Source organism: Mesorhizobium sp. M7A.F.Ca.CA.002.09.1.1, from assembly GCF_003998555.1.
In the GTDB taxonomy this organism is placed as follows: domain Bacteria; phylum Pseudomonadota; class Alphaproteobacteria; order Rhizobiales; family Rhizobiaceae; genus Mesorhizobium; species Mesorhizobium ciceri.
In genome coordinates this window covers 1-5,923 of the sequence record NZ_RZRR01000284.1, presented here as the reverse complement: position 1 = coordinate 5,923, position 5,923 = coordinate 1, and the positions used below count along the sequence as shown (strand labels likewise).

Below are 5,923 nucleotides of genomic sequence, written 5' to 3'. Positions count from 1 at the left end.
GCCAGCGTATAGCTGCCGGTCAGCGTCACGGAACCGGCGGTCGGCTCGTCTTCGTCGGTTCCGACCTGCACAAGTGCCGCGGACTCGACCGCTTCGGTCACGCCGAGATTGAGCGAATAGGCCGGCGAGGCCGGCTCGCCGGCGCCTCGTCCAAACCCGAAAATGAGATTGTTGCGCACCTGTTGGCCGTAACGCGTATTGACCGGCTTGATGCCGATCAACGCCAGTTCGGCACTGGCACTGGCCTGCGAACCCGACAGTGGCGCGCTCGAATAGAGCGGCCGCACCGTGCAGGCCGAGACAAGCGCGAGCGAACCTATCAGGCCGGCAAGCGCCATGCGGCGCAGCAAATGGCTCAACTCTGTCTTTTCCCGATCAGGCAACGACATTGACGATCCTCTGCGGCACGATGATCACCTTGCGCGGAGCCTTCCCTTCGAGTGCTTTCTGCACGAAGTCGAGAGCCAATACCGCTTTTTCGACCGCACCTTGGTCCGCGTCGCGGGCAATTGTCAAATCCCCCCGCTTCTTGCCGTTGACCTGTACCGGATAGGTGACTTCGTTGTCGACGACCAGCGCCGGATCGAAGACCGGCCAAGGCCGTTCGGCAACGAGATCGGTGCCGCCGAGCGTTGCCCAGCACTCCTCGGCCAGATGCGGCATGACCGGCGCGATCAGATGCACGAGAATCTCCACCGCCTGCCGGCAGGCGCCTTTCAGCGCTGCATCGGCCTTGCCTTCTGCCACCTCGTTAAGCGGCGTGGTCAGCGCGTTGGCCAGTTCGTAGATGCGGGCGATGGCGCGGTTGAAAGCGAGCTTCTCGATATCCTCTCCGACCGCCTTGAGTATCTTGTGCGCGGCCTTGGAAACCACCGCGGCCTCGCCGCTGCTGGCCGCCACGGGCTTGATGCCGGCCAGTGTTTCGGCCGCCGTCGACACCAGGCGCCAGATGCGCTGGATGAAGCGATGCGCGCCGGCGGCGCCATCGTCGGTCCACTCGACATCGCGCTCGGGAGGCGAATCCGACAGCATGAACCAGCGCGCCGTATCGGCGCCGTAGCCATCGGTGATGTCTTCCGGGCTCACAGTGTTCTTCTTCGACTTCGACATCTTTTCCAGCGGGCCGATGGAGACGGTCTCGCCGGTGGCGATCTCGATGGCGCTGCGCTTGCCGTCAACGTCGTCCAGCCGAACTTCGGTGGGCGCCAGCCAGCGGCCGTTCGATGCCGAGCCAACACGATAGGTTTCGTGCACCACCATGCCTTGCGTGAACAGGCCCTTGAACGGCTCGGCCAGATCGACATGGCCGGCCTCGCGCATGGCGCGGGTGAAGAAGCGCGAATAGAGCAGATGCAGGATCGCGTGCTCGATCCCGCCAATATACTGGTCGACCGGCAGCCATTCGTTGGCCGCCTTGGGATCGGTCGGTTCATGTGCCCACGGCGCGGTGAAGCGGGCAAAATACCACGACGAGTCGACGAACGTGTCCATCGTGTCGGTTTCGCGCCGCGCATCCCTGCCGCATTGCGGACATTTCACATGCCGCCATGTCGGATGACGGTCGAGCGGATTGCCCGGGCGGTCGAAATCGACATCGTCGGGCAGCTTCACCGGCAGGTCCGCCTTCGGCACCGGCACCACGCCGCAAGCCTCGCAATGGATCATCGGGATAGGGCAGCCCCAGTAGCGCTGGCGCGAAATGCCCCAATCGCGCAGACGGAAATTCACCTTGCGCTCGGCCATCGGCCGGTTGCCGATCGTCTTCTGCTCCAGCAGTTTGGCGACTTCGTCGAAAGCCTGATCCGGCTTCAAGCCGTTGAGAAAGCGCGAATTGATCATCACGCCGTCATCGACATAGGCTTCATCGATGATCTGGAACGTCGCCGGATTCTCGCCTTCCGGCATCACCACCGGAATCACCGGCAGGCCGTATTTGTTGGCGAAGTCGAGGTCGCGCTGGTCGCCGGACGGGCAGCCGAAAATGGCGCCGGTGCCGTATTCCATCAGCACGAAATTGGCGACATAGACAGGCAGCGTCCAGTTGTCGTCAAACGGATGGACGACGCGGAGGCCGGTGTCAAAACCCTTCTTCTCAGCTGTCTCCAGCGCCGCCACCGAGGTGCCCATATGGCCGATATCCTCGATGAACTTCGCCAGTGCCGGATTGTGCGCAGCGGCCTTCTTGGCCAACGGATGATCGGCGGCGACAGCCATGAAGGAAGCGCCGAAGATGGTGTCGGGCCTTGTCGTATAGACTTCCAACTCATGCTCGCCATCGGAGGCGTCGGCCAGAGGCCAACGGATCAGCAGGCCTTCCGAGCGGCCGATCCAGTTCTGCTGCATCAGCTTCACTTTTTCCGGCCATTCGTCGAGGCCTTCGAGCGAATCCAGCAGATCCTGGGCGAAGTCGGTGATCTTGAAGAACCACTGCGTCAGTTCGCGCTGTTCGACCAGCGCGCCCGAGCGCCAGCCGCGCCCGTCGATGACCTGCTCGTTGGCAAGCACCGTCATGTCCTCCGGATCCCAGTTGACCTTGGAGGATTTGCGCGTCACCAGCCCCTTCTCGACAAAGTCGAGGAACAGCATCTGCTGGCGGTGGTAGTAATCGACGTCGCAGGTGGCGAATTCGCGCGCCCAGTCCAGCGACAGCCCCATGACCTTGAGCTGCTCGCGCATGGTGGCGATGTTCTGGTAGGTCCACTCCTTGGGGTGGACCTTATTCTGCATCGCCGCGTTTTCGGCCGGCATGCCGAAGGCGTCCCAGCCCATCGGGTGCAGCACGTTGAAGCCCTTGGCCCGCTTGTAGCGCGCCACCACGTCGCCCATCGTGTAATTGCGGGTATGACCGATATGGATGCGCCCCGACGGATAGGGGAACATCTCCAGCACGTAGTATTTCGGGCGCGGATCGTCATTGTGCGCTTCGAACAGCTTCTTGGCGTCCCAGGCCTTCTGCCATTTGGGCTCTGACGCGCGCGGATTGTATCGTTCGGTTGCCATGGGACGTTTTTCACTTAAAAGCATGCGCGAACTGCGGGCGATGGCTCGGCAGTTCAGGGAATGTGGTCCGGGTGTTCACCATGGTTTGGCAAACCCGTCAACCATATGGGTACCGCGTCTGACAAAAACGCCGGTCAAAACAGCAGGATTTGCATATGGGTGACGCCGTTCAGCAATTTTTCGCGGTCAAGGCGAAGATCGCCGCCGCCGAACGCGAGGCCGGCCGCGAAGCCGGCGCCGTGATCCTGGTCGCGGTCTCAAAGACCTTTGATGCCGCCGACATCGGCCCGGTCATCGAAGCCGGCCAGCGCGTCTTCGGCGAGAACCGGGTGCAGGAGGCGCAAGCCAAATGGCCTGATCTGAAGGACGCATTTCCCGACATCGAACTGCATCTGATCGGCCCGCTGCAATCCAACAAGGCTAGGGAAGCGGTAGCACTGTTCGACGTCATCGAGACGGTCGATCGCGAGAAGATCGCCGCCGAACTCGCCAAGGAGATCGCCAAACAGGGCCGCGCGCCAAAACTCTATGTCCAGGTCAACACCGGCTCCGAGCCGCAGAAGGCCGGCATCGAGCCCCGCGACGCCGTGGCCTTCGTCGCCCGCTGCCGCGACGTGCACGGCCTCGCCATCGAAGGCCTGATGTGCATCCCGCCGGCCGACGAGAATCCCGGTCCGCATTTTGCGCTGTTGGAGAAGCTTAGCAAGGAAGCCGACGTCGCCAAACTCTCAATGGGCATGTCCGGCGACTACGAAACAGCAATCGCCTTCGGCGCCACCAGCGTCCGCGTCGGTTCGGCGATCTTCGGCACTCGCTGAGACGCAACGGCCTTTGGGCCAATCCGACAGGCTCGTTGCTCCAGGACTGGAAACGAAACGTACCGTTCCTATTTGCTTTGGGTCGTCACAAACTCTCTGGAGCCGCCACCATGCGCTACAACCAGCTTGGAAATACGGGGATGTTCGTCTCCGAACTGTGCCTCGGCACCATGACCTTCGGCGCCGCCGGCCAGAATGCCCAATGGGGCCTGATCGCCAGCCTCGACCAGAAGGGCGTCAACGAGATCGTTGCCCATTCGCTTGCCGCCGGCGTCAATTTCTTCGATTCGGCCGACGTCTACTCCTTTGGCGAATCCGAACGGTTGCTCGGCCAGTCGCTCAGGGATCTCAAGGTCAACAGGCAGAATGTGGTCATCGCCACCAAGGCGCATGGCGCCATGGGTGAAGGCCCCAACCAGCGCGGCTCGTCACGCGGCCACATCATGGATTCGGTCGATGCCAGCTTGGAGCGGTTGCAACTCGACCATATCGATCTCTATCAGTTGCACGGCACCGACACCGTGACGCCGATCGACGAAACGCTGCGGGCGCTCGACGATCTCGTTGCCAGCGGTAAGGTCCGCTATGTCGGCGTCTCCAACTGGGCGGCATGGCGCATCGCCAAGGCGCTCGGCATCGCCGAGCGCAAGGGTTTCGCCCGTTTCGAGACCGTGCAGTCCTATTATTCGATCGCCGGCCGCGATCTCGAGCGCGAAATCGTGCCGCTGCTCAATGAGGAGAAGCTCGGCCTGATGGTGTGGTCGCCGATGGCCGGTGGCCTGCTCTCCGGCAAATATGGCCCCGGCGCACCCGGCAATGGCGAAGGCCGCCGCGCGTCCTTCAACTTCCCGCCGGTCAATGAGGACCGCGCCTGGGCGGCCGTTGCCGTCATGCGCGACATAGCCAAAAAACATGATGTGAGCGTCGCCACGGTGGCGCTCGGCTATGTCCTGGCCAAGCCCTTCGTGATGAGCGTCATCATCGGCGCCAGCCGCATGGAGCAGCTGGAGCAGAACCTTGCCGCCACTGAGGTGAAGCTCGACACCGACGATCTGGTTCGTCTCGACGAGGTCAGCGCCCTGCCGTCCGAATATCCAGGCTGGATGCTGGAGCGCCAGGCAGCGGGCCGCCGTCCGGCGGCGTTCACGCCGAAAGCATAAATACAGCCCACGCTGACATCTCGGGAGCCGTGGCTCCGGAGATGTCAGGTCAGCCGGACGCTCTCGCCCAGAAAATCGAGAAAGGCGCGCACCCGCGCCGGCAGATGCCGGCCCTGGCCGACATAGACGGCGTGGGTCGGCTCCTCGTCACCCGGATTGAATGCCTCCAGCAGCGGCGCCAGTCTGCCGGCCGCTATGTCTTCCGCCACATGCCAGCGCGCCAGCCGGGCGATGCCCGCGCCCGCCAGTGCCATGAGCCGCATCGCCTCACCATCGCTGACCAGCGTGTTGCCGGTGATCGGAATCATGATGACGCGGCCTTCCGCGTCGAGGAACGGCCAGCCATCGAGGTGCCTGACGAAGCCGAAGCCCATGCGGTTGTGTTTGTCGAGATCGGCTGGCGTCAGCGGTATGCCGTGCGTCTCGAGGTAAGAAGGTGCTGCAACAACGACCACCGGGCTTTGCCCGAGCTTGCGCGCCACCAGCCGTGACTCACTCAATGGCCCGGCACGGATGGCAACATCGGCGCGCTCCGCCATCAGGTCGACGACGCTGTCGGTCAGCACCAGATCGACCGAAATCTCGGGGTAGCGTTCCAGGAACCGAGGCAGAAGCGGGACCAGCCGATGCACCCCGAAGGGCACGTAGCTGTTAATGCGCACACGTCCGCGCGGTGAAGCACCGGCCGCTGCCTCCTGCTCGGCTGCCGCCATGTCGGCAAGGATGCGCAGGCCGCTCTCGTAGAATGCTGTGCCTTCCGGCGTCAGTTGCAGCTTTCGCGTCGAGCGGCTGACCAGCCGCGCGCCAAGCCGGGCCTCCAGCCGCGCGATCAGCTTGCTCACCGCCGACGGCGTCATGCGCAACGCGCGTGCCGCGGAGGAGAAACTGCCTTCCTCGACGACGCGCACGAACACTTCGATCTCGCCGGAGCGATTGATGTCGGGC

Annotated in this window: 5 protein-coding genes; 2 read left to right on the top strand and 3 right to left on the bottom strand. The window is 63.3% G+C overall.

Annotated features, from left to right (window positions below; translation table 11 throughout):
- Together EN994_RS14525 and leuS are read right to left on the bottom strand one after the other, a co-directional pair.
- A partial coding sequence (locus EN994_RS14525) for a hypothetical protein (protein WP_127307608.1) occupies window positions 1-389 on the bottom strand: 389 nt, incomplete at its 3' end.
- Window positions 376-3,000 (bottom strand): leucine--tRNA ligase, encoded by a 2,625-nt coding sequence (leuS, locus tag EN994_RS14520; protein ID WP_063169456.1) that lies wholly within the window; start codon window positions 2,998-3,000, stop codon window positions 376-378. The genes leuS and EN994_RS14525, both read right to left, overlap by 14 nt.
- A 155-nt stretch (window positions 3,001-3,155) precedes the next feature.
- On the opposite strand from leuS, the gene EN994_RS14515 reads away from it, so the two are divergent.
- A complete protein-coding gene (locus tag EN994_RS14515; RefSeq protein WP_027163466.1) occupies window positions 3,156-3,818 on the top strand; it encodes a YggS family pyridoxal phosphate-dependent enzyme in 663 nt (220 codons plus the stop codon).
- A gap of 110 nt (window positions 3,819-3,928) precedes the next feature.
- On the top strand, window positions 3,929-4,978 hold the full coding sequence (locus EN994_RS14510) for an aldo/keto reductase (protein ID WP_063169457.1): 1,050 nt from the start codon (window positions 3,929-3,931) through the stop codon (window positions 4,976-4,978).
- A gap of 44 nt (window positions 4,979-5,022) precedes the next feature.
- On the opposite strand, the gene EN994_RS14505 is transcribed toward EN994_RS14510, so the two are convergent.
- Window positions 5,023-5,923, bottom strand: a 901-nt coding sequence (locus EN994_RS14505; protein WP_127307607.1) for a LysR substrate-binding domain-containing protein, incomplete at its 5' end; no start/stop codon positions are given.

Bases quoted from the DNA above. Each gene is read 5' to 3' on its own strand.
- leuS (WP_063169456.1), bottom strand. From the start codon at position 3,000: ATGGCAACCGAACGATACAATCCGCGCGCGTCAGAGCCCAAATGGCAG.
- EN994_RS14515 (WP_027163466.1), top strand. From the start codon at position 3,156: ATGGGTGACGCCGTTCAGCAATTTTTCGCGGTCAAGGCGAAGATCGCC.
- EN994_RS14510 (WP_063169457.1), top strand. From the start codon at position 3,929: ATGCGCTACAACCAGCTTGGAAATACGGGGATGTTCGTCTCCGAACTG.